This is a genomic window from Streptomyces sp. 7R007, assembly GCF_054850255.1.
In genome coordinates this window covers 66,396-92,202 of record NZ_JBTWMV010000013.1, presented here as the reverse complement: position 1 = coordinate 92,202, position 25,807 = coordinate 66,396, and the positions used below count along the sequence as shown (strand labels likewise).

At 69.6% G+C, this 25,807-nt stretch carries 18 protein-coding genes and 2 pseudogenes; 7 read left to right on the top strand and 13 right to left on the bottom strand.

Annotation, left to right across the window (positions count from 1 at the left end; genetic code table 11):
* Positions 1–628: 628 nt before the first annotated feature.
* The 5 genes from ACYF6T_RS19065 to ACYF6T_RS19045 form a co-directional block, all read right to left on the bottom strand.
* A complete protein-coding gene (locus ACYF6T_RS19065) occupies positions 629–3,055 on the bottom strand; it encodes a glycoside hydrolase family 3 protein (protein WP_461697956.1) in 2,427 nt (808 codons plus the stop codon).
* A gap of 342 nt (positions 3,056–3,397) precedes the next feature.
* Complete coding sequence (locus tag ACYF6T_RS19060) at positions 3,398–5,968, bottom strand: family 78 glycoside hydrolase catalytic domain (protein ID WP_461697954.1); 2,571 nt, start codon at positions 5,966–5,968, stop codon at positions 3,398–3,400.
* A gap of 73 nt (positions 5,969–6,041) precedes the next feature.
* Positions 6,042–6,950, bottom strand: a complete 909-nt coding sequence (locus ACYF6T_RS19055; RefSeq protein ID WP_461697952.1) for a carbohydrate ABC transporter permease — start codon at positions 6,948–6,950, stop codon at positions 6,042–6,044.
* Positions 6,951–6,955: 5 nt separating this feature from the next.
* Entirely contained in the window at positions 6,956–7,840 is an 885-nt protein-coding gene (locus ACYF6T_RS19050) for a carbohydrate ABC transporter permease (RefSeq protein ID WP_461697950.1), read from the bottom strand.
* 106 nt (positions 7,841–7,946) lie between these two features.
* Complete coding sequence (locus ACYF6T_RS19045) at positions 7,947–9,263, bottom strand: ABC transporter substrate-binding protein (RefSeq protein ID WP_461697948.1); 1,317 nt, start codon at positions 9,261–9,263, stop codon at positions 7,947–7,949.
* A gap of 296 nt (positions 9,264–9,559) precedes the next feature.
* On the opposite strand from ACYF6T_RS19045, the gene ACYF6T_RS19040 reads away from it, so the two are divergent.
* Both ACYF6T_RS19040 and ACYF6T_RS19035 read left to right on the top strand, forming a co-directional pair.
* Positions 9,560–10,570, top strand: a complete 1,011-nt coding sequence (locus tag ACYF6T_RS19040; protein WP_461697946.1) for a LacI family DNA-binding transcriptional regulator — start codon at positions 9,560–9,562, stop codon at positions 10,568–10,570.
* Between the two features lie 108 nt (positions 10,571–10,678).
* Positions 10,679–11,691 (top strand): annotated as a pseudogene (locus ACYF6T_RS19035) (LacI family DNA-binding transcriptional regulator).
* A gap of 242 nt (positions 11,692–11,933) precedes the next feature.
* Here ACYF6T_RS19035 and ACYF6T_RS19030 read toward each other — a convergent pair.
* The 3 genes from ACYF6T_RS19030 to ACYF6T_RS19020 all read right to left on the bottom strand — a co-directional run bounded on the left by ACYF6T_RS19030 (position 11,934) and on the right by ACYF6T_RS19020 (position 15,105).
* Positions 11,934–13,151 carry a cytochrome P450 gene (locus ACYF6T_RS19030; RefSeq protein WP_461697944.1) on the bottom strand — a complete coding sequence of 406 codons (1,218 nt, stop codon included), beginning with the start codon at positions 13,149–13,151 and terminating at the stop codon, positions 11,934–11,936.
* 86 nt (positions 13,152–13,237) lie between these two features.
* Positions 13,238–14,221 (bottom strand): PDR/VanB family oxidoreductase, encoded by a 984-nt coding sequence (locus tag ACYF6T_RS19025; RefSeq protein ID WP_461697942.1) that lies wholly within the window; start codon positions 14,219–14,221, stop codon positions 13,238–13,240.
* Between the two features lie 113 nt (positions 14,222–14,334).
* On the bottom strand, positions 14,335–15,105 hold the full coding sequence (locus ACYF6T_RS19020; RefSeq protein WP_461697940.1) for an IclR family transcriptional regulator: 771 nt from the start codon (positions 15,103–15,105) through the stop codon (positions 14,335–14,337).
* A 161-nt stretch (positions 15,106–15,266) separates the two neighbouring features.
* On the opposite strand from ACYF6T_RS19020, the gene ACYF6T_RS19015 reads away from it, so the two are divergent.
* Both ACYF6T_RS19015 and ACYF6T_RS19010 read left to right on the top strand, forming a co-directional pair.
* A complete protein-coding gene (locus ACYF6T_RS19015; RefSeq protein ID WP_461697938.1) occupies positions 15,267–15,734 on the top strand; it encodes an Rrf2 family transcriptional regulator in 468 nt (155 codons plus the stop codon).
* A 126-nt stretch (positions 15,735–15,860) separates the two neighbouring features.
* A complete protein-coding gene (locus tag ACYF6T_RS19010) occupies positions 15,861–17,102 on the top strand; it encodes an amidohydrolase family protein (RefSeq protein ID WP_461697936.1) in 1,242 nt (413 codons plus the stop codon).
* Positions 17,103–17,305: 203 nt separating this feature from the next.
* On the opposite strand, the gene ACYF6T_RS19005 is transcribed toward ACYF6T_RS19010, so the two are convergent.
* Both ACYF6T_RS19005 and ACYF6T_RS19000 read right to left on the bottom strand, forming a co-directional pair.
* The gene (locus ACYF6T_RS19005) at positions 17,306–18,466 is read right to left on the bottom strand and encodes a serine hydrolase domain-containing protein (RefSeq protein WP_461697934.1); all 1,161 of its coding nucleotides are present in this window, start codon (positions 18,464–18,466) and stop codon (positions 17,306–17,308) included.
* Positions 18,467–18,592: 126 nt separating this feature from the next.
* Positions 18,593–18,926: pseudogene (locus tag ACYF6T_RS19000) on the bottom strand (transposase); the annotation flags it as partial.
* A 204-nt stretch (positions 18,927–19,130) separates the two neighbouring features.
* Between ACYF6T_RS19000 and ACYF6T_RS18995 the strand changes: the two are divergent.
* Both ACYF6T_RS18995 and ACYF6T_RS18990 read left to right on the top strand, forming a co-directional pair.
* Positions 19,131–20,351 (top strand): metallophosphoesterase, encoded by a 1,221-nt coding sequence (locus ACYF6T_RS18995; RefSeq protein ID WP_461697932.1) that lies wholly within the window; start codon positions 19,131–19,133, stop codon positions 20,349–20,351.
* A 230-nt stretch (positions 20,352–20,581) separates the two neighbouring features.
* The gene (locus tag ACYF6T_RS18990) at positions 20,582–21,805 is read left to right on the top strand and encodes a cytochrome P450 (protein ID WP_461697930.1); all 1,224 of its coding nucleotides are present in this window, start codon (positions 20,582–20,584) and stop codon (positions 21,803–21,805) included.
* 41 nt (positions 21,806–21,846) lie between these two features.
* Here the strand turns inward: ACYF6T_RS18990 and ACYF6T_RS18985 are convergent, their stop codons facing one another.
* Positions 21,847–22,299 (bottom strand): hypothetical protein, encoded by a 453-nt coding sequence (locus ACYF6T_RS18985; protein ID WP_461697928.1) that lies wholly within the window; start codon positions 22,297–22,299, stop codon positions 21,847–21,849.
* A gap of 246 nt (positions 22,300–22,545) precedes the next feature.
* Here ACYF6T_RS18985 and ACYF6T_RS18980 point away from each other — a divergent pair, with 246 nt between their 5' ends.
* On the top strand, positions 22,546–22,821 hold the full coding sequence (locus tag ACYF6T_RS18980; RefSeq protein ID WP_461697926.1) for a hypothetical protein: 276 nt from the start codon (positions 22,546–22,548) through the stop codon (positions 22,819–22,821).
* Between the two features lie 513 nt (positions 22,822–23,334).
* On the opposite strand, the gene ACYF6T_RS18975 is transcribed toward ACYF6T_RS18980, so the two are convergent.
* Complete coding sequence (locus ACYF6T_RS18975) at positions 23,335–24,039, bottom strand: DUF1963 domain-containing protein (protein ID WP_461698076.1); 705 nt, start codon at positions 24,037–24,039, stop codon at positions 23,335–23,337.
* A gap of 707 nt (positions 24,040–24,746) precedes the next feature.
* On the bottom strand, positions 24,747–25,769 hold the full coding sequence (locus tag ACYF6T_RS18970; RefSeq protein ID WP_461697924.1) for an LLM class flavin-dependent oxidoreductase: 1,023 nt from the start codon (positions 25,767–25,769) through the stop codon (positions 24,747–24,749).
* Between the last annotated feature and the right edge of the window lie 38 nt (positions 25,770–25,807).

Here is a 25,807-nt window from a genome sequence, read left to right as displayed (position 1 = left end):
TCGCCCTTGAGGGCCAGTCCGGTCAAGCCGTCCGCGCTGGAGGCCCACCACGGCCATCAGCAGACAGGCGCACGGCCCAGGTCGTCGTCGCGCGCGAGACGGCTCCGTGAGGCGGCGGCCCAGGGCGGGCACGGCGGCCAACAGGCCAACAAAGGAGACGCCGTGCACGCCCAGCGCCTCGGCCTCGCGGAAGCCGATCGCGGGCCGCGCCTCGACGGGCAACCGAGCCGGCCAGTCGGCCACCGGGAAGACCGAGCGGGCGTCTGGATGGCCGGCGCCGTCCGCCAGGTCATCGACTCCGTATCCCCGGCGCGGGCGGGCAGGCCGGATCGCGGGCTGTCACCACGTTCATGACGTCTTCTGGGATTCGAACGGACACGCCGGGCCCCGCGAGGGGAGCCCGGCCACGGCCCCCAGCCCCCGGGCCCGCGCGACAACCGAACCAGTCGGCGAACCCGAAGCCCGCGTCCCGCGAACGATGACGCAGGTTCCCGGTCCGCGTCCCTGCGGCCGGTTTCGAGCTGGGGCGAACTCCCGCCCGCCCCAGGGCCCGTGAGGACGATCCCGCGCGAGGCTCTTGCGTCAGGGGACGACGCAAGCGAGCGCGCACGGCGGATGGGCAGGTGGGTCAGCCGATGCTGAGGATGCGCTGCCCGGTGATGTCGCGTGAACTGCGGGCGGTGGCGAAGGTGTAGGGGCCTGGTACCAGACTCCACTTCCCCGACTGCCAGACCATGAGGTTGGCTGCGGGGACGGTGAGGGTCACACGCTGTGACTGCGCCGGCTTCAGTGTGACTTTGGCGAAGGCGACCAGGCGGCGGGGCTCTGCCGCGGCGGCGGTGGGCAGCGTCGCGTAGACCTGGACGACTTCTGTGCCCTTTCGCCGGCCGGTGTTGGTGACGGTGACGTCAAGGGTGACCTTCCCGGTCGACGGGTTGAAAGCGGCTTCGAGGGCTCCATGGGCGAAGGAGGTATACGACAGGCCGTGCCCGAAGGGGAACCGGGGCTGCTGCCCCTTGGTGTCGTAGAAGCGGTATCCGACGGCGACGCCTTCGTCGTAGGAGACGGTGCCCTGCGTGCCGGGGTAGGTGCCGGGAGTGGTGCCCGGGCCTTGCCATGGCTCTGCGGGGAAGGTGACGGGCAGACGGCCACAGGGATCACTGTCGCCGAACAGGATGGCGGCCAGGGCCGTGCCCATGCCGCGGCCCGCGTACCACGCCTGTATGACGGCTTCGACGTCGTCGGCCCACGGGGTGGCCACGGGTCCGTCGGTGTTGAGGACGACGATCGTGCGGGGGTTTGCTGCCGCCACGGCGGCGATGAGCTGGTTCTGGTCGCCCGGCAGGTCGAATTGCTGGTGGTCCATGTCTTCGCCGGCGACTCGGTTGACGAACACGACGGCGGCATCGGCTGCCCTGGCCGCGGTCACCGCAGCCGGTATGAGGGAGTCGGGCTGCCAGCCGAGCGTCAGGCCGCAGGTGCCCGTGTCGGCGGTGGCGTTGGTGTAGGTCAGTTCGACCGTGACGGCGGTTCCGGCGCTCAGCTGGACGGTGCCCTGCAAGGGGTAGTCGAACGGACCGAGGATGAAGCGGCGGCTGTGTCGCGTGCCCGTGACGACGGTGGAGCCGTTGATCTTGAGGGTGGCGGTGCCGGCCGGGAGGAGGGAGAAGCGGTGCAGGCCCGACGTGGTCGGTGTGAGGGTGCCGGTCCACTGCGCCGACCAGACGGCGGGGAGGCCGGGTACGGGTGCGGCCGTGAAGTCGATGGTGGTCTCGGTCCTGGTCACGAGCGGGGTGGTGGTGTCGGTGCCCGCGTAGTAGCGCCCGGTCAGGCCAGGCTTGCCCGAGGCGTCCAGGAGTACGGAGGAGGGCACCGTGGTCAGGGGGACATCACCCCTGGTGCCTTGCGCGTGGGTGACCTTGGTGGTGCTGCCGGCCCGGGAGCGGATCGCCTGAAGCGGAGTGGTCCAGGTGCCGGGGTCGACGTAGGTGGAGCCGGCCACACCGGTGAAGGCGTCCGTGTCGGCCGGGCCGATGACGGCCAGCGTCTTGAGCGAGGCGGGCAGGGGAAGGGCCTTGGAGGGGTTGGCGAGCAGGACCGTGCCGGCCACGGCCGCCTCGTGGGCGAGGTTCTGGTGCTTCTGCGTGCTGACGTTGCCGGCGGGGGCGGGCACCGGGTTGTCGAAGAGGCCGCCGGCGAACATCGTGATGAGGATGCGGCGGGCTGCGTCGGTCAGCCGTGCGTCGGGGATGGCGCCGCCGGTGAGGACTCCTGCGGGGATCTTCACGCCGGCGGGCCCGAGTCCGGCGAGATCCATTCCGGCTCGGGCGGCGGCGACTTGGTCATCACCGGCCCAGAAGTCGGGGACGGTGTAACCCTGCAGGCCGATGCCCTTCTTCAAGTCGTCGAAGAGCGCGGGGCTCTGGGTCGCGAAGGTCCCGTTGATCTTCGGGTAGGCCATCATGACCGACGCGGTGGGGGCGGCGGCGACCACGCGGCGGAAGGGCGCCTGGTAGATCTCGTGCAGGGCGCGGTCGGCGATCCTGGTGTCGGTGAAGAAGCGGTTGGTTTCCTGGGTGTAGGCGGCGAAGTGCTTGACGGTGGCGGCGACGTTCTGGCTCTGCATGCCGACGGTGACGGCTGCGCCCATCACTCCGGCCAGGAGGGGGTCTTCTCCCATGCCCTCGGACTGACGGCCGAAGTGCCAGGTTCTGGACACGTCCACGGTCGGGCCGAGGAGATTGTTGTATCCCTTGGCTCGGCCCTCGGCGCCGATGGCGCGGCCGAGGCGGAGGGCCAAGTCCTCATCGAAGGACGCCGCTTGGGCGACGGGTACCGGGAAGGCGGTCACACCCTGTTCCCCTCGGAGCCCGGCGGACGCGTCGGCCATGGTCAGAGCGGGTATCCCCAGGTGCGCGACAGCCGCGAAGTCGCAGCGTACGAGCGCCTCTTTCTCGGTAGCGGTCATGCGGGCGAGCAGCGCATCCGCCCTGTTCTGCGCGGTCGGGTTGTCCGCGGCGGTTGCCTGGTCGCTGACGGTGGGGGCCATGCTCATGGCCAGCGCGGTGAAGGTGGCGGCTGAGAGAAACGATCGTCTGTTCACTACGGCTCTCCGATACGGGGTGGCGGCCGAGCGACGGGCCGCTTGGGGAGGGGGCCGGCCGAATGGTCAGGTCTTCGGCCGGCCCCGCCTGAGGGGTGCTGCCAGGTGGTGCCGGAGGGTTACGTGGCGGCAATTCTTCTGCTCTACATCGGGCCACTAATGGCGTGTCCCGACACCGGTAAAAAGTGAAAATTTCATTGAACCGATGCGAGCATAATCGCCGCCTATTCATCGGACGGATGGCCGCTGTCCATCAATTGCACCGAGCCTGGGAAACATTGTGCTTACTGCTGGTCAGGCTGCTTTCTGTGTGGGCATTGACGCGGAGAGAAAATGCTCTCCTGCTTCGAGGGTGACCGGCGCGCTTCCGGGCAGCTCTGCCGTGCCCTGGCAGCCCTCGGGTACGACGATGCGCGCTGTCAGTTCGGCGTCGGCGAGCTCCCAGTCCAGGGAGGCGGTGCCGTACGGGGTGTCATGGCGGGTGCGGGCCCACGTGATGCCGCCGCCGGGGCGCGGGCGGAACATGATGCGGCGATAGCCCGGTGCCATGGCGGTGATTCCTCCGACGACGCGGTGCAGCCAGTCCGCGACGGCACCCAGGGCGTAGTGGTTGAAGGAGGTCATGCCGCCGGGGTTCAACGTGCCGTCCGGGCGAAGGCTGTCCCAGCGTTCCCAGATCGTGGTGGCCCCCATCGTGACGGTGTAAAGCCAGGACGGGCACTCGGTCTGCTGCAGTAGCCGGTAGGCGACGTCGAGGTGTCCCGTGTCGGTGAGGGCGTCGCAGATCAGCGGCGTGCCGACGAATCCGGTGGCGATGCGGGCATCGTCGGCCAGGACGAGCTCTGCCAGGCGATCGCCGGCCGCCTGCCGATGCCGGTCGGAGAGCAGGCGGAAGGCGATGGCCAGGGCGTAGGCGGTGGGACTGTCGCTGGTCATCCGGCCCGAGGGCAGGACGTGTCGACGGCGGAAGGCGTCGGTGATCTCTTCGGCCAGGGTGGTGTACCGCGCGGCGTCGGCGGTGTTGCCCAGTTCGGCCGCCGACAGCGCGAGATGGCGCGCGGAGTGGGCGAAGTAGGCGGTGGCGACGAGGTAGCGGTCGGTGCGGCCGGCTGCCGGGTCGTCCGGGGGCGCGACGGGGTCGAGCCAGTCTCCGAGCTGAAAGCCGGTGTCCCACAGCCGGCTGGGGCCGGCGAGGCGTTCGACGAGGTCCACCCACGCTTTGGCCATCGGGTAGGGGCGGCGCAGGAGTTCGAGGTCGCCGAAGCGCTGGTACAGCGTCCACGGGGTGAGAGTGGCGACGTCTCCCCAGGCGGCTCCCGGGTGGATCGGCGTCCACATCGGTTCGCCGGGGATGACCGGCACGTACCACGGGATGGTGCCGTCGGGCAGTTGCTCGAGGGCGACGTCCTGGAGCCAGGAGTGGAGCATGCCGGCGCAGTCGTACAGGAAGCTGGCGGTGGGGGCGAAGACCTGGATGTCGCCGGTCCAGCCCAGCCGTTCGTCTCGTTGTGGGCAGTCGGTGGGGATGTCGACGAAGTTGCCGCGCATGCTCCACACCACGTTCTCGTGCAGCCGGTTGACCAGCGGGTTGCTGCATTCGAACCAGCCGGTGCGCCGCATGTCGGTGTGGTAGACGCGGGCGGTGACCGCGTCGGCGGACGGCTGCCCGGGCCAGCCGGTCACTTCGGCGTAGCGGAAGCCGTGCAGGGTGAAGCGTGGTTCCCAGGTCATCGGGCCGTGGCCGGAGAGGATCAGGGTGTCGGTGGCGTGTGCCTCGCGCAGCGGGCGGGTGGCCAGTTCACCGTCCTGCAGGACTTCGGCGTGCCGGAGGGTGATGACCGTGCCGGCGGCGCCGTCGACGGTGAGGCGGAGCCGGCCGACGAGGTTCTGGCCGAAGTCGAGGATGTGCCGGCCGTCGCCGGTGGGGGTGATGGAGACGGGGGCCACCTCCTGGGTGCAGCGCACGGGCGGTCCGTCGGGGGCGACGAGGGTGGCGGGGTCGCGCCGACCGGTCCGTACGGGCGTCCAGTCGTGGGCGGCGGACGGCGTGGGGGTGGACCAGTGCGGGTCGTGGAGGCGGGCGTCGAAGGTCTCGCCTTCGTACAGGCCGCTGGTCAGGATGGGGCCCGGTGCCGCGCTCCAGGTGCTGTCGGTGGCGATGACGAGGGCGGTGCCGTCGTCGTAGGTCACCTCCAGTTGTGCGATGAGGCTCTGGTCGGTGCCGTAGATGTTGCGGGTGCCTCCGTCGAAGCCGTATCTGCCGCGGTACCAGCCGTCGCCGAGCCAGGCTCCGACGGTGTTGGCGCCTTGGGTGAGGTACTCGGTGACGTCGTGCGTGCGGTAGCGCAGGCGCTTGGGATAGACGGTCCATCCCGGGGCGAGGGCTTCGTCTCCTACGCGGCGGCCGTTGATCTCGACCTCGTACAGGCCGTGCGCCGACACATACAGACGGGCACGCGTGGGCGTGCGATCCAGGCGGAAATCCGTGCGGACCCGTGCGGGGCGGCGTTCGGCTCCGGGGTCCTCCTCCCAGCCGGCGCCCACGGGCACAGCGCGCCAGTCGGCCGGGGTGAGCAGTCCGGCTTCGACGGCGCGCGGCTCACTCCACGCGGAGGCGCCGGCGCTGTCTGCCGTCCAGACGCGTACGCGCACGGTCGCGCGTTCGCGAGAGGCCAGCGGCTCGTCGGGCCAGGCCACCAGGAGGTGGTCGGTGCCGTCCAGTCGGCCGGTGCGCCGGGTGGTGCCGTTGCGGCTGGTTTCCAGCTCATAGGCGACCTGGCGGCCGGTGCCGGAGGGCAGCGTCCAGGACAGGCGGGGGGAGGCAATGCCGATGCCGAGGCCGTCCGGAAGGTGCTCGAACGACACCGGAGAGGGCTGAGGGGGGAGCAAAGGGGGACCTTTCGTGCACGAGCGGGAGCGAACGCGGTGAGGGGGAGATTCAGCCCTTGACCGCTCCCGAAGTGAGGCCCTTCATGACCTTCTGGTTGAGGAAGAGGTAGATCAGGAGGGTGCCGAAGACGTTGATGCAAATGGCTGCGAAGAGCGGACCGTACTGGGTGGCACCGAAATCTCCGGTGAAGTTGAGCAGACCTACCTGAATGGTGCGCAAGTCCTGACTGTTGGTAAAGGTCAGCGCGATGAGCAGGTCATTCCAGATGAAGAAGAACTGCACCAGGCCGACGGTGAGAATGGCATTGCGCACCATGGGCACGCTGATGGTCCAGAAGGACCGCAGAATTCCCGCGCCGTCGATGGTGGCGGCCTCGAAAAGCTCGCGGGGGACGCTCTTGTAGTAGGTGGCCATCATGAACACCGTGAGCGGCAGGCCGGTGCCGGTGTACGTCAGGATCAGCGGCCACAGGGTGCCGGACAGGCCCGTCTGGAAATAGACGGTGAACAGCGGCAGCAGGATCATCTGGGCCGGAACCATCATGCCGGCGAGGAAGATCAGCAGGGCGAGGCTGCGTCCCTTCCACACCATGATCTGCAGGGCGAAACCGGCCGCCGTTCCCAGCAGCAGGATCAGTGCCAGGGCGGGAAGCACGGCCAGGAGGCTGTTCTGGATGTAGAGACCGATGTTCCCCGTGGTCCACGCCTCGGTGTAGTTGCCCCACTCCCATGTGGTGGGCAGGCTCCAGGTGGAGTGGTTGAGGTAGTCGTCGTTGGACTTCACCGACGTCAGGAACATCCACACGAGCGGATAGATCTCGACGACCAGCAGAAGGGTGACGACGGCCTTCACCCACAGTCGGCTGCCGCGGCGACCCGCGAGGGGGCGGGTGCGTGCGCCGGTGGGCTTGTGGGCCGGGCCGGTGGGGGCGGTCTTCGCGGTGGTGTCGATGGCCATGGCGTTCAGCCCTCCGTGAGGTCGCGCCGCGAGATGCGGAAGACGACCAGGCTCACCAGCAGGCACACCACGGTCAGCAGCAGCGCGATGGTGCTGCCGTAGCCGTAGTCGCTGTAGGTGAACGACGTCTGGAACATGTACAGGGTCAGGGGGGTCGTGGCGTTGCCCGGGCCGCCGTTGGTGAGCGCCACGATGGAGTCGAACACCTTCAAGGTGCCGTTGATGCTGAAGATCAGGGAGGACATCAGCACCGGGAACGACATGGGCAGCACAATGTGACGGACCAGCCGCGGGCCGGTGGCGCCGTCCAGGCGTGCGGATTCCAGGACCTCCTCGGGGATGTCGACGAGTCCGGCGAACAGCAGGACGGCGTAGAAGCCCATGGACCGCCAGATGTCCATGATGATCAGTACCCAGAAGGCGTGTCCGGCGCTGCCGAACCAGTCGACGGAGTCGATCCCGACCGCGTTGAGCAGGGAGTTGACCGGGCCGGTCTGGGGGGCGACCTGGAAGAACTTCTGGAACAGCAGTCCCACGGCGACGGTGGGCAGTACCACCGGGAAGAACACCAGGGTGCGGATCAGCGCCGAGGCGCGCTTGAGGAAGAAGACGTAGAGCAGGGCCAGCAGGTAGCCGGCGATCACCTGGCCGGCGGTCACGACGAGCGCGTACTTGAGGGTGAACCACAGGGCTTCGCGCACCGCCGGATCGTGCACGAGGCGGGTGAAGTTGGCGACGCCGTTGCCGGTGAAGCCGTCGATGGTGTTGCCCTTGGTGAAGGAGTACCCGAGTGACCACACCATCGGGACGAGCATGATCAGTGAATAGACGAGGAGGGCGGGACCGAGCAGGAGGGCGATGGACCTGCGGTCACCGAGTACGCGGTGCATGAGTGGTGTCCACTTCGTTTTCGTTGAAGAGACCTGGGTGGAGACCCGGGGCGGCTCACGCGGGGTGCGGGGCGGTGCGAGGAGGCTGGTGAGCCGCCCCGGCCGGTCACTGGGCGGCCAGCGCGTCCTGGACGGTCTGCATGAACTGCTTGGCGCTCATGCTCCCGCTGACCAGCGAGGCGGCGTTGGTCTGGCTGACGGTGGTGGCCTTGGTGCCGAACAGGGCCTCGAACCACAGGACGTTCTGCCGCGAGGAACTGATCGTGTCGCGGACCTGGGTGGTGACCGCGTTGGCGTCCTTGACCTCCGTGTTGACCTTGAAGCCGGAGATGGAGCCCTGGTCCTTCAGGGCGGTGGCACCGTAGTTCTTGGCGATGCAGGAGACCCAGTCACCGGTCTTGCTGTCGAAGGACTTGGAGCTGAGGGTGATGCCCAGGCCGACGTTGGAGGGGTACTGGTCGATGGACCCCTTGCCGCCCGAGACCGCGGGGAAGGGCATGAAGCCGACGTTGTCGGCGCCGACCTTGTCCTGCTTGGCGTCGGCGATGTTCGCCAGGGCCCAGCTGCCCATGTAGAGCATGCCTGCCTTGCCGGAGAGGAACTCGTTCATCGCGGTGTCGTAGTCGATGGAGCCGACGCCCTTGCCGAAGTAGCCCTTCTTGCCCAGGGCGGCGACCTCCTCGGCGGCCTTGACGTACTCGGGGTCGGTCAGCTTCGCCTTGCCGTCCGCCACCTTCTGCAGGGCGTCCGGCCCGAGGCTGCGGTAGAGGTACCCGCTGATCATGCGGGTCAGGGGCCAGCCCTGCTGGCCGGAGGCGGCGAACGGCTGCACGCCCTTGGCCTTCAGCCTGGCGGCCGCGGCCACCAGTTCGTCCCAGGTGCCGGGCACCTTCAGGCCGTTGGCCTCGAAGAGCTTCTTGTTGTAGAAGATCCCCTCGATGTTGTACTCGTAGGGCAGCACCTCCAGCTTGCCGCCGTACAGCGCCTTGATGGTGGAGACGGCCGCCGGCTCCAGCTGGTCGAGGACTCCGAGACTCCTGAGCTCCTTCTCCAGGTCGGCGACCCGCCCGGACTTCGCGAGCTGCTGGGTCAGTGCAGGGGCGTTGCCCGCCGCGAACTGCACCGGCAGGGCGTTCTGCCCGGCGAGCAGTTGCAGCTTCTGGTCCAGGCTCGCCTGCGGGACGGTCTCCACCTTCAGCGGCAGCGCGTCGTTGGCCGCCTTGCACGCGCCCTTGGACAGGGTGCCGAGGGTCGTCTTGACGGTGGTGTTCTCGGTGACGCTCAGGTAGCTGAAGTTCTTGGGCGCGGCCGTGGAGGCTCCGCCGCCACCGCCGCAGGCGGTCGCGAGGAGGACGAGGGAGGCGGAGCCGGCCGTGAACAGGCTCAGTCGCGCACGGCGGGCACGGGGCGGGCGTACAGACACAGGGGACTCCCATGGAACTTGAAGAAGAGGAAGCGAGGAGTGAGCTCGGGGCTGGGCGGCTCTTGTCCCGGCCGGGCGGACGGCGCAAGGAGAGGTGTGTTAAACGTTCTCCACGACGAGTGGGCAACACCCTGCACTCCGGCCGGGAATCCGTCAAGACACGACCCTGTAACGTGGAAGGAACAAGGGGGATGACTTGACGGCACCCCTGGGTCATCATGTAAATCGTTTACCTCGACCAGGGGAGCGGAGTACCGACGATGGACCGCGATGCTGCATCCAGCCGGAAACGGCGCGTGACCATAACCGATGTCGCCCAGTACGTCGGCGTGTCCACCGCCACCGTGTCCAAGGCACTGCGCAACGCCTACGGCGTCAGCCCGGCCATGCGGGAGAAGGTCGCCGCCGCCGTTTCCGAGCTCGGCTATCGCCCGCATGCCGCGGCCCGCGGCATGCGCGGCCGCACGTACACCGTCGGAGTCCTGCTGGACAACGTCCGCAACGCCTTCTTCGCCGACATCCTGGACGGAATCCAGGACGAACTGCGCGACAGCGAGTACACCGTGCTGATCGGAGCGGCCGGCTTCGACCCCGAGGAGCAGGCGAAGACCATTCGCTCGCTGGTGGACCGGCAGATGGACGGCCTGATCCTCATCGCGCCCGGGACGGCCAGGGACGAGGTGCTCACCACGGCCGCCGCCACACCGACCGTCGTCATCGGCCACCACGACACCACCGACATCCACGACTCGGTCGTCGACGCCGACGACCTTGGTGCCGCCCTCGTCGTCGACCACCTGGTCTCCCTCGGCCACCGCGACATCGCCCTCGTCGCGGCCCCCGGCACCAAGGCCAACGACTGGCAGCGCACCCCGGAGATCGTCCTTCGGGAGGGCTATCTGCGCGCCATGCAGCGCCACGGCCTCGCCGAGCGCGCGCAGGTGCACCACGCCGCTTACTCCGACGAGGGCGGCTTCAAAGCGGGCATGACCCTGCTGACCGCCGAGCGCCGGCCCACCGCCGTGATGACCGGCGCGGACGTGGCAGCCCTGGGCATCTACCGGGCGGCCCATGAACTGGGCCTGCGCATCCCGGACGACGTCTCCCTGGTCGGGTACAACAACACCGCGCTGGCCGCCCTGGCCCCCGTACAGCTCACCAGCGTCGACCAGGCGGGCCACACCATGGGCTCCACCGCCGCCCGGATGCTCATCGAACGAGTGGAAGGCCGACGCGGCAGAGCCATGCAGACCGCGATGACCCCCCGTCTGGTGGTGCGGAACACCACCACCAGGCCGGGCCGCTGACCCATGGGCCGGCATCCACCGGCCGTTCCCCCGCCGCCGAACGACGTCACCGCCCCGGACAAGCACACCCGCACCACCGCACGCCGGACCACCGGCCGCCGCGTCGGCATCAAGGACGTGGCACACGCCGCCGGCGTGTCGCTCGGAACCGTCTCCGACGTCCTCAACCGGCCGGAAATCGTCGCCGAGACCACCCGTACCCGTGTCCTGAGAGTCATCGACTCGCTCGGCTACGTCCGCGCGGAGGGCGCCCGCCGGCTCCGCGGCTGGGCCGCACGTGTCGTCGCGGTCCTGGTCCCGGATCTGGCGGACCCGTTCTTCACCGCGTTGGCCGCCGGGGTGGCACAAGCGGCACGGGCGGCAGACCTCGGCATCCTGGTGTGTGCAGGCCCCGTGATCCCGCCGAGGCGGCGCGCCACCCTCGCCCTGCTCACGTCGCACCAGGTGCGCGGGGCCGTGCTGACGTCGGGGGAAGGGCTGGGAAGCACCGCGGTGGCCTTCCGCCGCAACGCGGTCCCCTTCGTCATCGCAGATGGGAGTGGCGCCCAGCCCGGCACCTGCTCGCGGGCATCGACGACATCGCCGGCGGCCACGCAGCCGTTCGGCATCCGATCGAGCGCGGGCACCGCTCGATCGCCCTCGTCGGCGGGCCCGACCGTCTGCCACAGGGGCGAGAGCACCTCCGCGGCGCCCACCGGGCCGTCGCGGAAGCCGGGCTGTCGGCGAACTGCGTGCGCGAGATCGCGTGCCGGGCCCCGACCGTGGGTGCGGGGCGGGATGCCGGGCATCGCCTGCTCGGCATGTCGGTGCAGCCCACCGCTGTCTTCTGTGCGAACGACCTGCTGGCGCTGGGCCTGACGCAGGCCCTGTACGAGGCCGGACCGCGCGTGCCGGACGACTTTGCCGTCATCGGGTACGGCGACATCGAATGCGCCGCGTCCGCCATCGTGCCGTTGACCTCGGTGCGTCGACTGGCCGTCGCCATGGGGCGGCACGCCGGCCGCCTGCTCATCGAGGACACGTCTCGGCCCGACACCGGCCACGAGCACACGCACGTGGTGCTCCCACCGGAACTGGTCGTCCGCCGGTCCACCATGGCGGCCCCGGCGCGGCGTGCCTGACGTCCCTGCCGATGGGGTGGGCACCGGCAGCGACCGAGAGCGAGCACCGTGGGCCTCAGTGACCTCGCGCGATCCATGCCGCGAGCTGCGGCGCCTCGGCGCCGATGGCCGTCTCCGCCCCGTGCCCGGTGCGGACGGTGTCTTCTGCCGGGCGTTGTGGGTGTCGAAGCAGTAGTGCGGGCGCCCGCGCCGACCGGACCGGCAACGGCCGCACACCGCCCATCGGTTGAGGCGGCCGGTGGTCAGTTCGCTGGACGGATGCGCACCGGCAGCGAGGCCCAGGAGCGCAGGGTGTTGTTCAGGTGCCGCCTCGGCTCGCCGGCGAGTTGAAGGTGTTCGACGCGGCGGGCGAGCGCGGTCAGCAGGGCCTCGGCCTCCAAGCGGGCGACATGCTGACCGACGCACTGGTGGATGCCCATGCCGAAGCCGACATGGCCGGAGGGGTCCCGGGTGAGGTCGAAGCGGTCGGGATCCGCCCAGCGCTCCGGGTCCCGGTTGGCGGCGCCGAGGAACATCAGGATCTTGCCGCCCTCGGGGATGCGGGTACCGGCGATGTCGACGTCCGTGGTGGCGGTGCGGAAGAACGTCTGCACCGGGGACTGCCAGCGCACCGCCTCGTCGAACGCCGCCCGCGCCAGCTCCGGGCGCTCACGCAGCCGCTGCCACTCCCCCGGGTGCGTGGCGAAGGCGTACAGGGCGGCGGCCAGTCCGTGCACGGTCGTGTCGACGCCGGCGGTGAGCAGCGAACGCACCACCAGGGGTGCCTGCGCGGGGGTGAGGTCGCCGCGGTCGGCGGCGGCCCAGATCCGGGCGCCGAAGCCGTCGTCGCTCAACGCCTCGCGGGCGCACTGGGCGTTCACCCACGCCGACAGCTCCCCCACCCGGTGCGCGTCCGCCTCGACAAGGGCGTTGCGCGGCCCGAAGGCGTTGAAGGCCATGTTGCCGTACGGCAGCAAGTTCTCCCGCCCGTGCGGGCCGAGACCCACCGCGTCGGGGAACACGCGCAGGGGGAACGCCTTCGCCAAGGCGTCGAAGGCGTCGAACTGGCCACGGTGCTCGGCCAGTACGGTCTCGACGAGGTCCTCGGCGACCTGCTGCCACGCCTCGCGCAGCCGGCGCAGGGCGAGCGGGGCGAGGATCTCGCGCAGCACACGGCGCGGCGCGTCATGGTGGGGCGGGTCGGCCTCCAGCAGCAGGCTCGGCGGACGCCACGGCCTCTCGTGACGGAAGTTGGCCAGTCCGACTCCGGCGCCGGACTGGAAGGTCTGCCAGTCGACGAGCGCGGCGTGCACTTCCTCGTAGCGGGCCAGTGCGTGGACGTCGTACCGGGACAGGCGGACAACGGGACCGGCTGCGCGCAACTGCCGGTGCAGGGGCTCGGGGTGTGCCAGGTGCTCGGCGGCGAACGGGTCGGCGTCACTGGCCGGCGGCGAGGTGGGAAGGGCTGCTGTCTCGGTCATGGCGGCTCCATGAAAAGCGGCGGGTGACGGGGAGTTGGAGGGAACCGGTGCTCGCAGGCCGCGGCTCACCCGGCGGCCCGCATCGCTCACAGGTCCAGGACCAAGCGGTCGGAGTGCGAGCGGGACACGCACGGCAGCATGCAGTCGTCCGCCGGGCGTTCGTGGTCGGCCAGGACCGCATCCCGGTGGTCGGGCCTGCCCTCCAGCACCGGGACGAGACAGGTGCCGCAGGTGCCCTGTTCGCAGGAGGACAGCACCTCGGCACCGGCCCGGCGCACGGCGTGCAGCACGGAGACGTCCGGGGTGACGGTCACCGTACGGCCGGTGCGCCGCAGTTCCACCTCGAAGGGCGTCCGGCGCACGGGCTCGGAACGGTCGGCGGCGGTGAACCGTTCGGTGCGCAGGCTGTGATCAGGCCAGTGGGCGCACGCCTCCTGGACGGCCGCCAGCAGAGGCGCCGGTCCGCAGCAGTACACCTTGGTCCCGGGCAGCGGCTCGCCCAGCCACGCGGCCAGATCGAGCAGGCCGCACTCGTCCTGGGGGCTGATGTGCACCCGCTCGCCGTAGGCGTGCGTGAGATCCGCGCGGAACGCCATCGAGGCGCGGGTGCGTCCGCCGTAGAGCAACTGCCATGCGGCGCCGGCCAGTTCGGCTTGCCGGATCATCGGCAGCAGCGGGGTGATGCCGATGCCGCCCGCGATGAACAGGTAGCGGTCGGCCGGCACCAGGGGGAAGTGGTTGTGCGCCCCGCCGACGCCCACCCGGTCGCCCGGCATCAGCCGGTCGTGCACGTAGGCGGAACCTCCGCGCCCGGCGGACTCGCGCAGGACGGCGATGCGGTAGGTGTACGGGTCCCATCGGTCGCCGCACAGGGAGTACTGACGCGTCGTGCTGTTCGGCAGCACCAGGTCGATGTGCGCACCCGGTGTCCAGTCCGGCAGCCGTACGCCGTCCGGATGGTCGAGGACGAGGGACACGACGCCGTCCGCGACGACGTCCTTGGCACGGACTCGCAGGGAGAGGGTCGGGGTGGGGCGGGGAGCTGCGGGCAGCAGGTTGTGTACGACCACGTTGTCGCCTCCCGTCTGTGGATTGCAGGAAGGATGCGCGTGGCCGCCGTCACGGCGCGACGGCATTCTCACTGAGTGAGAGACGAAGTTCAGGCCGCTGTCACACCGCCGTCTCACATACCCGCATCCTCTCGCCCGGTGGGCGCGCCGAGCGCACGGGAAACACCCCGGGCGGCGGTGCGTACGACGGGGACGACCGCTTGGGCGCCCGCGTCGTTGGGGACGATGACCGACAGCGCCGCGACCACCCGGCCGTCCGCGCCGCGCACCGGGGCGGCCACACCGAGGGCTTCCTCGTGCACGTAGCCGGGACAGTAGGCGTAGCCCTGCCGGCGTACCTCGGCCAGGGCGGCACGCAGCCGGGCGCTCGTCGCCGGGGTCGCGGGGGTATAGGCGGTGAGCGGGCCGGCCAGCAGTCGTTCCTTGAGGTCTGCCGGGCCGTGCGCCAGGAGCACCAGTCCGCTGGAGGAGGCGTACGGCGGCAGCCGTCCGGCGATGCGGGTGTAGTTGATCACCGCGTTCGGCGCCGAGAGGCGTTCGAGGAACAGCACCTCGTCGCCGTCGAGGACACCCAGTTGCACGTGGTGGCCCACGACGTCGTGCACGCCCTCCATGAACGGCATCGCGGTGTCGCGCAAGGACAGCGTGGGTGAGGCCCGGACGGCCAGTTCCCACAGCCGGACGCCGATCCGCACCCGGCGATCGTCGTCCCGGCCCAGGAAGCCGTGGCCGGTCAGTTCCCCCACGAGCCGGGAGGCCGTGGCCACGTGCAGTCCGGTGCGGCGCGCGATCTCGGAGACCGTCAACGCCGGCTCCTCCTGAGTGAACGCCTCCAGGATGCGAACGGCGCGTGAGAGGACCGACTCCTGGTGAGGTGCCTTCATCGCGTCACTCCTCCTGTGCGAGGAGCTGAACGCCATCAGGTACGCCTGGGCCTGGCTCCCGGCCATGGGCAGCTACTGGACAGCCGCTGGTTCCCATGGTGCGAGAGTTCGGCTCGGTTGACCATCGACGTAACTGTAACTACTCTGATTGCAGTTAATCGGTGGCGGCGGCGACAGGAACCGACTTGGCGGGGCTCAGCAGCAGGAGTGCGGTTGCGATTCACGCGCTGACGATGCTGGCACACCGACGCGGGGGCTCGTTGACCTCCGCGGAGATCGCGGACAGCCTCGACAGCAATCCCGTCCTCGTGCGACGCATCCTGGGGCTCTTGCGCGACGCGCACCTGGTGCGGTCCGTCGAGGGCCGAGGAGGCGGCTGGTCCCTTGCTCGCGGCCCGCGGGACATCACACTCTACGACGCGTACGCCGCCGTCGAGGAAGGCCGGATCTTCTCACGGCACACCCACCCGCCGAGCGGAGCGTGCGAGGTCGGACGCCACATCGGCGACCTGCTCGACGTCGAGTTCCAGAACGCCGAACAAGCCCTGGAGCGACAACTCGCCAGGACGACGATCGCCGGCCTGCTGCAGCAGATACTGACCTCCGAGAACGAAGCGACGGCTCACTGATCCGACGGTGGCCGAGGACACCTTGCGCCACGACACATGCCCTAACTGTAACTAAATGAGTTGCAGTTTCGTTCGGGAGTCGCCGCCCACCACGGCCCGAACTCCCCACGCGCCAGGAGAAGAGCGATGCCTCAGGAATCCGGGACAAGCATCAGCACCGAAGCTCACGGCCCCGCGATCTACGACCTCGTGGTACGCCGCGCACATGTCTTCGACGGCCGCCAAGCGCTCGCCGGTCTGTACGACATCGCCGTCAACGGCGCACAGATCGCGTCCGTCTCGACCGAGCCGCTCAGGGGCAGGCAAGAGGTGGACGCGGCCGAGGGATGGGTCATGCCGGGCCTGATCGACACCCACGTCCACTTCTACGACGTACGCAAAATCTCCGATCAGCACTCCATGCACGCCTTCGAGGAGCACGAACTTCCCGAAAAGCTCGGGCAGTTCCTCGACCACGGGATCACCACCATCAAGTCGGTCGGTGATCCGACGGATGGAATCCTCAACACGCGGGCCGCAATCGCCGCGGGCACGCTGAGAGGCCCGCGGCTGCTGGCGACCGGTTGCGGCATCACCGGACGCGACGGGCACCCCGCAGCCACCGTCTTCAGCGACAACCCCTGGGCACGCGAACGCTTCACCGCAGAGGTCGGCAGCGTGCAGCAGATCCGCGACCTGGTGCACCACCTCGCCGACCGCAAGGTGGATGCGATCAAACTCCTGTCGGAGGGTGCGTGCGCCCACGCCGGCGCGGCGACTTACCTCTGGCAGAATCCCGCCTTCCCGGATGGCGTCGAGCTGGAACGGCTTCCCCTGGATCTCCTTCGGGCCGGTATCGAGACCGGGCACGAACGCGGCCTTCGCGTGACCGTCCACACCACCCAGCAAGCCGCCGCACGCGAGGCGGTCGAGGCCGGGGCGGACGGCCTGGAACACGGTGTCACCATCGAGCCCCTCACCGACCACTCGCTCATCGAGCTGATGCTCGAACACGACATCACCTACACGCCGACACTCTGGATCGACGATGCCCACCCCGACGCCCGAGGCAATCTCAAGAAGGTCGCTGATGCCGGCGTGCACATCGCGCTGGGCAGCGACACCTTCAGCGGCCCCGGCCTGTTCGGAGCCAACACTTTGGAAGAGGCCGAACTCATGGTGGCAGCCGGCATGACACCCACCCAGGTGCTGGCCGCAGCCACCAGCGGCGCGTCCCGGCAGTGCGCGCGCCCCGACCTCGGCACAGTGGCCCCCGGCAAGCGCGCCGACCTGCTCGTGCTCGACTCCGATCCCACCGCCGACATCGGCAATCTGCGCGACCTCGCCGTGGTGATCCTGAACGGCGAACTCACCGTCGACAAACGCTGAGGGCGCATGGGGGCACGTCTCCCGCCACGTTTTCCGCAGTCCTGTAAGAGGACCAACGGCGTTGTGTGACCTGCGGCGATCACCCGATCAAGGCTCCCGTTCGATGCGCACAATTCAAGATCACGCCGTGCGTTGGTCCACTGTTCGGGCCGGAGTGCGGTCGAGGGGCCGGACGCCACGCTCGCTGTGGTCAGTGCGGGCGTTCACGGGCGGCCGAGGGCTTGATAGGCGGCTTCCGCGATGCGGTGGAACCGCTCGTCTCCGCCCGTGTTGATACTGCCCTCGCTACCGCCCATCTGCATGTGGTTCATCGTGAACGCCACGGTCAGGCGGTTGTCACAGTCCGCGATGACCATGCCGCCCCCAGCGCCGCCCCAGTAGCAGGTACGGGGCCCGGCCATGGGCAGATCGTCGTTGCCCAGCCCCCAGCCCATACCGAACTTCACGTGCTTTCCCAGCAACAGGTCGGCGCCGTCGGACTGCTGATCGAAAAGCGCTTGGACGCCCTTCTCGGACAGCACCCGCACGCCGCGTGCCTGGCCGCCGCAGGCGATCACCGACTGCACGGCGGCTACCGAGCGCGCGTTGCCCTGGCCGTTGGCGGCAGGAATCTCCGCGGCCCGCCAAGCGCGCGTGGCCGCAAACGGCTCCGGGTCGGCCAGCACGTTCGGTCGCCCGAACACCTTGGCGGCCTGTTGCTCCATCTCTGCCGGCACGGGAAGGCCGTCGACATTGAAGACGTTCGAGACACGATCGTCGGCCTCGGCGGGCAGGCCGATGTGGAAGTCGGCGCCCAGCGGGGTGGCCACCTGCTCGTCGAAGAACCGACCCACGCTCTGCCCGGTGATCCGGCGAACCACCTCACCGACGAGGTAGCCCTGGGTCACGGCGTGGTAGCCGGAGGCGGTGCCCGGTTGCCACCAAGGCTTCTGCGCGGCGAGCAGGCTGGTGCACTTTTCCCAGTCGTACAGGTCGTCGGGAACCGCCGGCGGCAGGTCCCAGCCCGGCAGCCCGGAGGTGTGGGACAGCAGGTGCCTGACCTCGACCGCGTCCTTCCCCTCGGCGGCGAACTCCGGCCAGTACCGGGCCACGGGGGCGTACAGGTCCAGCTCCCCGCGGTCGGCAAGTACGAGTGCGCAGAGGTTGGTCATGGTCTTGGTGACCGACCAGACGTTGACCAGGGTGTCGCGGGTCCAGGGTCGGGTCTGCGCACGGTCGGCGTGGCCGCCCCACAAGTCGACCACCGGCTCGCCGTCCAGGAACACCGCCGTCGCTGCCCCGCCCTTGCTCTGGTCCAGCGTCCGTGCGAAGGCTTTCCTTACTGTGGCGAACCGGTCATCACACTCACCCGCGATCTCTGCCATCCTCACCTTTCCCTTCGTGTCTTGCATGTCTCAGCAGCGCTGAGCCTAGAACAATGAAACGACCAATGCGGGCAAAAGGGGCCAATCGCACTCCGCTTGGCTTGACGCTGAAGCTCCTACAGATCGTCAAGTCGCCGGGGACGTCGATGGTGCGCTGCTGAATGCGCTCGTGAGGTGGTGGTAGACCTCTCGCGCGACGAAGCGCTAAGCGCTAAGCGCTTGAGGCATCTGAAGATGTCAGGTGTGTGTGGGTCGTGACGCGTGCGGGCCAGCACGTCGTGTGCAGCGCTCGGTTGGCCTGGCGGTCACCGCCGCGGTTGAGTCGATGGCGGTCGGCGCGCCCGGAAGGGGCCGGCACAGGTGCGGCAGCACACAGGTGAGCGAAGGATGCTTCCGAGACGAGTCTGTCGGGGCTGCCCCCGGCGGTGACCAGCAACTGCCCGGCGGTCTCGGTCCCAACGTGGCCGCACCAGTTCGTCGCGCTCCCTGACGACCGCCACCACTCCCCCGGCCCGGTCCCTCGCAACCGATGGCTCGCGCCAATGTGTCCACGGATGTATGCGCTACAGGTCAGGGCTCCGTACGGTGTACGGATGGACAGTGCCGTCGTCCTCACGACTGCGTTCCCAGCCCTCCCGGGCCGCCCTACGACGTACGGAGAAGCGTGACCGACACCCACCAGACCCGGACTGCCGACGGTGAGGCGCAAGCCGCACGGCCGAGCCGACTGCACCGCCTGATGCGCTACATACCCGTCATCGCCCCCGTCCTCCTGTGGGCCGTGCCCTGCTGGGTTCTGCTGTACACCGGCCAGCACTGGCCGTTTCCCGTCGCACTGGGCGGCACCCTTGTCTTCGCCGCCGGTGTGATCGGCATGCCACTGGCGATGGGGCGCGGACACGGCCGGCGCCAGCAGGACCGGGCGGCGATCGTCGGTGACGTCCTGCTCGGCGGCATCTGGGTGGTGTTCACGTGGTCCGTCCTGCTCGGCATCCTGCTGCGGCTCGCCCTGGCCGTGGCCGGCGTGGGTGACGGCCAGGACCGGGCCCGCATCGTCACCTGGGCGGTCCTGTGCGTCGCCGCCGTGCTCCTTGTCTGGGGATACGTCGAGGCCCGCCGTGTCCCGCGCGTGCGCCAACTCGACGTCCTGCTTCCCCGGTTGGGCGCCGGATTGGACGGTACCCGCGTCGCTCTGATCACCGACACCCATTACGGTCCGCTCGACCGCGCCCGCTGGTCGGCACGGGTCTGCGAGACGGTGAACGCCCTGCACGCCGACGTGGTCTGCCACACCGGTGACATCGCGGACGGCACGGCAGATCGCCGCCGCGCCCAGGCCACTCCGCTCGGCACCGTGCAGGCGACCAGGGCCAGGGTCTACGTCACCGGAAACCACGAGTACTACAGCGAGGCCCAGGGCTGGGTCGACCTGATGGCCGAGCTGGGCTGGGAACCGCTGCGCAACCGACACCTGCTGCTCGAACGCGGCGGCGACACCCTCGTGGTGGCCGGCGTCGACGACGTCACCGCCGAATCCTCCGGCCTCGCCGGTCACCGCGCCCACCTCGCCGGAGCGCTGGACGGCGCCGACCCCGACCTGCCCGTTCTGCTCCTGGCCCACCAGCCGGCCTTCGTCGCCCAGGCCGCAGCGGCCGGTATCGACCTGCAGCTCTCCGGCCACACCCACGGCGGCCAGATCTGGCCCTTCCACCACCTGGTCCGCCTCGACCAGCCCGCCCTCGCCGGCCTCAGCCAGCACGGCGCCCGCACCCTGCTCTACACCAGCCGCGGCACCGGTTTCTGGGGCCCGCCCTTCCGCATCTTCGCCCCCTCCGAGATCACCCTGCTGGTGCTGCGCTCCCCGCAGCAGCACACCGCCGCATAGCAACCGGCAGGCCGGCACGTCCGCTTGAAGCTCCACGAGCCGTGCCGGCCACAGCCGTACGCGAAGCACTCCTGCCCGCGGCCACCACCACACGACCCGGCGCCCCGGCAACCTCCGTTCCTTGGCGGCCCAGGCACTGGCGGCAGAGGCCGCCGTGCTGAAGTCTGGCCGCACAAGCCCGACAACGGTCCTCTCCCGCGGGGACCGCCCTGAGCCGGAGGCGGCAGTAGATGGACCGAGGCGATGGCGACGTACGGAAGATCCGCAGGGATCACCCCGGCTCCCGCTGCCCGATCGACCACGGGGAAGACGGCACGTGGCAGGTGCGCGGCTACCAGGCGGCACGCGCCGTCTTACGCAGCACCGACACGGTGCAGGCAGGTCTGGGCATCGAGACCGTGGAGAAGTTGCCGGCCCGCATCCGGCGTCCCGTGCTCTACCGCGACGGCCTCGAACACCGAGAACACCGCCGTCAGACCGCCCGCTACTTCACACCGCGCCGCGTGCACGAGCACTACCGGGAACTGGCCGAACGGGTCACCCGCCGGCACCTCACCACCCTGCGCTGCGAGGGCGAGGCATGGCTGGAGGACCTCAGCTTCGGCGTCGCGATCGACGTGGCGTGCGGCGTGATCGGTCTGACGCACAGCAGACGCGGCATCAAGCGCCGGCTGGAGCGCTTCTTCCCCGAGAAGTTCGGCCGGCCCGGACTGAGCAGCTGGCACGGGATCTACTGGCTGTTGCGCCAGAACACCAACTGGCTGCGGATCTACCTGGCCGACGTCCGTCCAGCCGTCCGGGCCCATCGCGAGCGGCCCGCCGACGACCTGATCTCACACTTGATCGCCGAGGGGTGCTCGAACGCCGAGATACTCGGCGAGTGCCTCACCTACGCGGCTGCCGGAATGGTCACCACCCGGGAGTTCATGTGCGTGGCCGCATGGCATCTGTTCACCGACGCCGCTCTACGCGAGCGCTACCAGACCGGCGACGAGGCCGAACGCCTTGCGCTGATCCACGAAATCCTGCGCCTGGAACCCGCCGTCGCTCATCTGAGGCGTAGGACGACCGGCCCTGTGGACGTACCGGGCGCCGACGGGCCGGTCACCGTTCCCGCCGGCGCGCTCATCGACATCCTGGTGGACGAGGCCAACACCGACGGGGAGGCCGTGGGAGCCGACCCCACGGCGATCCGGCCCGGGCGGCCGGCGACGACCGGCCGGTACGCGGCCGCTCTGTCCTTCGGCGACGGGCCGCACCGCTGTCCCGGCGCCGACATCGCGTTGATGGAGACCAACGTCTTCCTCGACCAGCTCTTCGCCCTTGAGGACATCCGCATGCTCACGCCGCCCCGCGTCACCTTCCAGGACGAGATAGGCGGCTACGTGATCCGTGGACTGCGCGTGGCGGTCGCCGAGAGTGACGCCGCGCGCTCATCGCTCCCCCCGCTATGACCGAAGATGGGACAGCGCCGATGTCGTTCAGTCCCTCGACATCAGGACGTCGCGACTGCCTGGCCCCACGTCACCGGGCCGTTGTCCACGAACGCGCCCAGTCGCGTCCACTGGTAGAGGGTCGGGTTTCGAGTCGGAGTCCTGAAGTCCGCGTAGTTCCACAGGCCGCACACGTACATGCCGTAGTCGTCATAGTGGTTACCGTTCTTGTGCAACCAGTCGGCAGCGGCGTGCGCGCACTTGCCGTCCGAAGAGATGTCGGTGACCTCGACCGCCCAGTACCAGCCGCCGTTGGTGTGGTCCCAGCACAGGTCGCCGGCCACGTACGAGGCGCCGTTGCCGACCTCTTCGTACGCGAGGGCGGAATCGCCGGAACCGCACATGCCCTGGTCGGCCGGGGCCGCCGTCGCCGCGACGGCAGGCATCGCTCCCGCCAGAGCCAGCGCTCCAGCCGCCACAGTGACGGCGATCGTCTTCCATTTCAGAGGAGACATCGGATCACTGCCCTTCCTTCAAGTCACCCGATCCTGTTGTCGTGCCGGACGAGCCCAGGATCCGAGCTCGACCTCTGCTCCGACCAGGTTTTTCAGCGTCGGCTGAAAAGCCCTGGTCAACACACGCGGGTGGTGAGCTCGACGCACGGGCCGGCATCACGAAGTCCATCGTCAGCCAGGTCGACGTCGACATGCTCGGCCAGCCGACGCCGTGGGCAGTGGACACTGGGGCAGTTGCTGGCACACATGACCGGACAGAACTACGGCTTCGCGGCGGCAGCACGCGGCGAAACCCGTGATCGTGGTGTCTGGGCCGATCGCCCGGTCGGCGACGATCCGGCGGGGGTCTTCGCAGCGTCGGCCACAGAGGTTGCGGCCGCTTTCGCCGATGACGACGTATTGACGCGCTCGTCCTGGCTTCCGGAGATCCGCGACCGCCAGATGTTGCCGGCACCGCAGGCCATCGGCTTTCACTTCCTGGACTATATGGTCAACGGCAGGGACGTCGCTGCCCGCCACTGAGGCCCCTCTTCCCCGCCGCGGTCACCCGGATCACCCGTCGCGAGGTGCGCTCACCGGCCCACACGGGCCTCGCCGCCGACGCGGGCGTCCTCGGAGCCGGCGGCCGCGACTGGCACGCGCGCCGACCTGACAGTCCCGCGTGGGCGGCTACCCCCGTCCACCCAGCGCGGCGATCCCCAGGCGAGGGACGTGAGTGCCGGGGGATGATGGTGAGCCTGCCGTCCGCGCCCAGCATGGCGAGCCGGTCGGTGCCGGAGTCGGCCGCCGTCGGATCCGCGACGGCAGGTCCCACCGACAGAAGGTTCGCTGCCGACACGATGCCGGCGAGCACGAGCGTGCACGAAGGTCGGCGACGAGGGTGGCTGCGGTCCGCTTCCGCTTCATGGCAGGTATGGGCATGAGGGTGACACGCCGCTCGCCGTCCCGAACAGGTCGACGGGCTCCGCTGTGCAAGGTACGTGAACGCTTCGCCCCGCCGATACCGCGCCAGGGCTTACCGGGTCACGCTGCCGCTCAACACTGCTGTTCGTACTGGAGGCTGTCGTACCGCCGGGCGGCGATGTCCTCTCGGGTGCCCACGATGAGAGTCAGGGTGTAGACGTCGTCGTCGATCGCCTGCCCGTGCAGTTGCGCGAGAAGTACCGGGCCGCCCTCATCGGGCGCCAGGTCCCAGGGGTCGGAGAAGCCGCCGATCTGCACGCAGACACCGTGCCGGATGCCGCCGGAGGCCTGAGCGAGAACGGCGTTCTCGAAACGCTCCAGCGTCTCCAGGTGTTCGCCGCCGTCCAGGAATGCCTGGGTGTGCGGTGCCGTACGCCAGTCTTCCGCGACGGTCACCCCTGTGACCGCGTACAGCAAGTGCGGTTCGTAGACGGTGACCTCCCAAGCCTCGCCGTCCACTTCGTAGCCGGCGGCGCGTTCCGTGGTCGGCGTTCCGCCCGGGACATGGAGCACGGCGGACGACTCCGGTGGGTACTCGATGTGGGTGAAGAACAACAGGTGGCCGTCGGCGGGCAGTTCGATGTCGAGCGCATCGGCCGGCAGCATCGCGCAGTCGATGGTCAGCACGAGCTGCGCCCGGCCCACGGGCCACTCCACTCCGTCCGGCAAGGCGGGAAGGCCGCCGGTGCGTGCGGCCGGCTGTGCGCCTTCCCGCTGGGGCGGGGGCAACTCCTCGTGTCGCACCAAGTAAACGCACGGCCTGCACTGGTCGAGCATCTCCCGGGCGACAGGACCCGGCACGCCGCACTCGACCGCCCTCGCGTGAACGGACCGCTCATCGATCATCGTCATGCCCGTGATCGTGCCATGGACCACTGACAGCGACCGCAACGGGCACTGGTGGGCCAACTCGTGAGCAGTAGAGCGGACTTGACGGCGTCGGTCGCGTCCGGGAGGAGACCTCTCGTGTCTCCGGCAAGGACGACGACCAGGTCGGTGAGGCTTCGGCGGAGGGGGACGGCGTCCGTTCCCGCCAGAGCGGGCCCCTGTCGAGCGTGGTGAAGACCCTCCGCCGCGGACCCGCTCTGTGCACGGTGACCGCGCCAGGCAATGACTTGCACACGCCTGCACCTCGTGGGACACGAGGAGAAACCGGGAGCCACTGAGCATGCTCTTGGATCAGCCCCATCAGCCCCATCAGCCCACGAGCGGCATCGTGGCGGTGGGGAATGGGACGCCGCACCTGCCACCGTACGCAGCAGGCTTTGTATCGGTTCTCGCAGTGCACGAGCCTTGCCCACGCAGGAGCCGCCGACCAAGGCCACCTAGGGCGGGCGCCGTTGTGGGCGCACGGTCCGGGGCCGGGAGGGCCTGGCCGTTTCGCCCGCACCCCAGGCAGCCCGCCGCTCACTTACGTGAAGAGAGCGCCGGAGGAGGCAACGCCCATGCCGCTCCTCCGGCCCGTCGAGGTCTTCCAAAGGGTCTCAGCGCCAGCCGAGTTCCGGGGCGACGTGGGTGAGGATGCTCTCAAGGACGTGCGCGTTGTAGTCGACGCCGAGCTGGTTGGGCACCGTGAGCAGCAGGGTGTCGGCGGCGGCGATGGCCTCGTCCTCGGCGAGCCGTTTGACGAGTACGTCCGGTTCGGCGGCGTAGGTGCGACCGAAGACCGCGCGGGTGTCGGCGTCGATGTACCCCACGTGGTCCTGGGAGTCGCGTTCACGGCCGAAGTAGGCGCGGTCCCGGTCGTCTACGAGCGCGAAGATGCTGCGGCTGACGGACACTCGGGGCTCACGTTCGTGGCCCGCGGCGCGCCATGCCTCGCGGTAGGCCTCGATCTGCTTGCGCTGCTGGATGTGCAGCGGTTCGCCGCTCTCGTCGTCCTTGAGGGTCGAGCTCTGCAGGTTCATGCCGAGCTCCGCGGCCCATTTCGCGGTCGCGTTGGAAGAGGACCCCCACCAGATCCGCTCCCGCAGCCCCGGGGAGTGCGGCTCGATCCTCAGCAGCCCCGGCGGGTTGGCGAACATCGGGTTCGGATTGGGTTCCGCGAACCCCTCGCCCTTGAGCACCTCCAAGAACACCTCGGTGTGCCCACGGGCCATGTCGGCGTCGGTCCCACCCTCCGCCGGCCGGTACCCGAAGTGCCGCCAGCCGTCGATCACCTGCTCCGGTGAGCCCCGGCTGATGCCGAGCTGGAGCCGCCCGCCGGAGATGAGGTCGGCGGCGCCGGCGTCCTCGGCCATGTACATGGGGTTCTCGTAGCGCATGTCGATGACACCGGTGCCGATCTCGATCCGGCTGGTGCGGGCACCGATGGCCGCGAGCAGCGGGAAGGGCGAGGCCAGCTGCCGGGCGAAGTGGTGGACACGGAAATATGCACCGTCGACGCCCAGCTCCTCGGCGGCCACCGCCAGGTCGATCGCCTGCACCAGGGAGTCGGCGGCGGAGCGCGTCTGCGAGTGCGGCGACGGTGTCCAGTGTCCGAAGGACAGAAAACCGATCTTCTTCATGGCTGGTTCAACGTTCTACGAGTGAGTTCATTCCGGGG